Source organism: Lyngbya sp. CCY1209 (assembly GCF_055795065.1).
Map to the genome: position 1 here is coordinate 1 of NZ_JAYFER010000266.1, position 494 is coordinate 494.

At 59.7% G+C, this 494-nt stretch carries 2 protein-coding genes; both read left to right on the forward strand.

The window, feature by feature from the left end; all coding sequences use genetic code 11:
* Positions 1–180, forward strand: a 180-nt coding sequence (locus AC0QHF_RS07565; RefSeq protein WP_324703591.1) for a hypothetical protein, incomplete at its 5' end; no start/stop codon positions are given.
* 41 nt (positions 181–221) lie between these two features.
* Entirely contained in the window at positions 222–395 is a 174-nt protein-coding gene (locus tag AC0QHF_RS07570) for a hypothetical protein (RefSeq protein WP_324703592.1), read from the forward strand.
* Positions 396–494 lie beyond the last annotated feature (99 nt).

Here is a 494-nt window from a genome sequence, read left to right on the forward strand (position 1 = left end):
GAGTTTTTTCGCCCTGGGGTGAGGGATGCCGGTTGGAGGGATTTCAAGATCTCCCTCACCGCGATCGCGATCGCCCTCTTCTGCCTCGGATTCTGGCTGGGAACCGGCGATCTGAGAATCCCCCCCCTCTCCCTCACCGTAGACTTTGCCCACCCCGACAGAGGCGACGGACGCCGGTGAACGGACGCGCCCGCCCCGTCGGATATCAACCCGCAACAGCCATGAGTAAGCACGACAACAACAGCAGATACACCCGCAACCTGACCGCATCCATCCTGGTCCTGATCCTGACCGTGATGGCCGTCAGCAACGATTTAGAGCGCGAATACGCCCAACGGGAAGTGTCGCGCCTGCGGGGGTTTATTGAAGCCCTCGCCGCCATGCGATACCGCTAAATTCAACCGCCGTGGGAGGGCAACCGCCCGTTATCACCACGGCCATTCACCCATTACTCAGGAGTATTTACCCATGATTGGATTTGTCAGAGGCGACGA

Excerpts from the sequence above, each read along its gene's own strand:
- AC0QHF_RS07570 (WP_324703592.1), top strand. The coding sequence starts at position 222 with ATGAGTAAGCACGACAACAACAGCAGATACACCCGCAACCTGACCGCA.